The organism is Streptomyces sp. NRRL WC-3549 (assembly GCF_000721935.1).
Taxonomy (GTDB): domain Bacteria; phylum Actinomycetota; class Actinomycetes; order Streptomycetales; family Streptomycetaceae; genus Streptomyces.
Genome location: NZ_KL585384.1, coordinates 1 through 2,027 on the forward strand (window position 1 = coordinate 1; position 2,027 = coordinate 2,027).

The following is a 2,027-nucleotide window of genomic DNA, read 5'->3' on the forward strand; positions in this document are numbered from 1 at the left end:
GCTGATCTCGGTGGCCGACGACCGACCGCCACCGTCCCCCCGCCGGAACTGGTACGCGAGGTCTGCGAGGCGGCCGTGTCGGAGGGGCTGCACGTCGTCAGCGACGAGACCTGGCGGGACACCGTGCACCCGCCGCGGGACACGGTGCTGCTGAGCCCCGCCGAGATGTGCCCCGACGACGTCACCGTCCTCACCGACCTGGCCGGCGCGCTGACCCCGGCCGCCTGGCCGGTCGCCGTCGCACGCTTCCCCGGGACGGGGCGCTCCGCGGCCCGCCGGGCCCGGGTGCTCGACGTCCTGACCGCGCTGGGGGCCCTGGTGGCGGAGCCCGTGGCCCGGGCCGCCGCCCACGCACTCCGGCGGGCCGCGGCGGTCCAGGCGCAGCTGGCCGCAGCGGCGCACCGGGCCGTCCTCGCCTCCGGGGCGCTCGCCAGACCCCCGCAGGCCGGCCGCCACCTCTATGCCGACCTCGGCCCGCTCCGGTCACGGCTGGCCGCCCGGGGCGTCACGGACTCCATGGAGCTGGAGGAGTACCTGACGGACCGGCTGGGCGCCCCCGCTCCGGGCGGCCACCGGTTCGGCGACGAGCTGGGCGCCCTGCGGGTACGGCTGGGCACCGGCGCGCTGCTCGGTTCGACCCCCGAGGAGCAGACCGCATCCCTCACCACGCCGGAGCCCCTGCGATTGCCCCACGTGGCACACGCGCTGAGCATGTTCGCAGCAGCCCTCGAAGAACTCGGATGACGGGAGCCTCTCGATGACGGAACAGACCGAGCGCCCCCTGTCCGGGCCTCACGGGGCCACCGGAGGCCGGGTCGTCGCGGCGCGGCCCCTGGGTGAGGTCCGGACCTGGCCCCGCAGCTTCGCCGACCGGCTCACCGCCCCCCTCCCGGGTGTCAGGGCCATGACCCGCCTGGCCCGGGAACACGGTCTGCGGCCCAACGCCGAGGGGCTGCGGGGCATCCACCGGCTGCCCTTCGCCCCCGAACCGCTGCCCGAGGTGGCCGGAGGGGCGATCGGCGTCACATGGGCCGGGCACGCCAGCTGGGTCGTGCGCATCGGCGGCCTGACCGTCCTGACCGACCCGGTCTGGTCCCGCCGCATCCTCGGCACCCCCGCCAGGGTCACCCCCGTCGGTGTCCGCTGGGAGGACCTCCCGAAAGTGGACGCGGTCCTCATCAGCCACAACCACTACGACCACCTGGACGCCCCCACCCTCCGCCGGCTGCCCCGGGACACCCCGCTGTTCGTCCCGGCGGGCCTCGGCCGCTGGTGCAGGCGGCGCCGGTTCACCTGTGTCACCGAGCTCGACTGGTGGGAACGGGCCGAGCTGGACGGGGTGCGCTTCGACTTCGTGCCCTCCCACCACTGGTCCAAGCGCACCCTCACCGACACCTGCCGGTCCCTCTGGGGCGGCTGGATGCTGGACGACGGACAGGGCCGGCGCGTCTACTTCGCCGGGGACACGGGCTACGGGCACTGGTTCCAGGAGATCGGACGCCGCTACCCGGGCATCGACCTGGCCCTCCTCCCCATCGGGGCGTACGAGCCGCGGTGGTGGCTCTCGGACGTCCACACCGACCCGGAGGAAGCCGTGCAGGCGTACGAGGACCTGGGGGCCCGCGCGATGGCCCCGATGCACTGGGCGACCTTCGTGCTGTCCGCCGAACCGGTGCTCGAACCGCTCGCCCGGCTCCGTACCGCCTGGCAGCGCGCCGGACACCCGCGCGCCGACCTCTGGGACCTGCCGGTCGGCGGTTCCCGCGTCCTGGAGCGCTGAACGTCCCGCCCGCCCGGTCAGTGCGCCCAGCGCGCCCGCAGCCGGCGCCACACCGCGGGCGCCCCGCTGATCAGCACCGTCAGCACCACCGCGGCCAGCACTCCCTGCCACGGCTCCCGGAAGAGCGAGCCGCCGAGCACCCCGATCAGCTGGTACGTCGCCGCCCACGCCAGACACGCGGGCACGTCGCCGCGGGCGAACTGCCGCAGCGGCATCCGGCCGAGCAGACAGGCCAGCATCACCGGGA

Annotated in this window: 1 protein-coding gene and 2 pseudogenes; 2 read left to right on the plus strand and 1 reads right to left on the minus strand. The window is 75.6% G+C overall.

All coding sequences use genetic code 11. The features are described from left to right. Positions 1-744 (plus strand): annotated as a pseudogene (locus IH13_RS0103335) (pyridoxal phosphate-dependent aminotransferase); the annotation flags it as partial. 13 nt (positions 745-757) lie between these two features. After that, positions 758-1,780 (plus strand): MBL fold metallo-hydrolase, encoded by a 1,023-nt coding sequence (locus tag IH13_RS0103340; protein WP_031080908.1) that lies wholly within the window; start codon positions 758-760, stop codon positions 1,778-1,780. Between the two features lie 17 nt (positions 1,781-1,797). Here IH13_RS0103340 and IH13_RS0103345 read toward each other — a convergent pair. Further along, positions 1,798-2,027, minus strand: a pseudogene (locus IH13_RS0103345) (DedA family protein); the annotation flags it as partial.

What these genes read in the sequence shown, in the direction of transcription:
- IH13_RS0103340 (WP_031080908.1), top strand. Translation starts at nt 758, where the DNA reads ATGACGGAACAGACCGAGCGCCCCCTGTCCGGGCCTCACGGGGCCACC.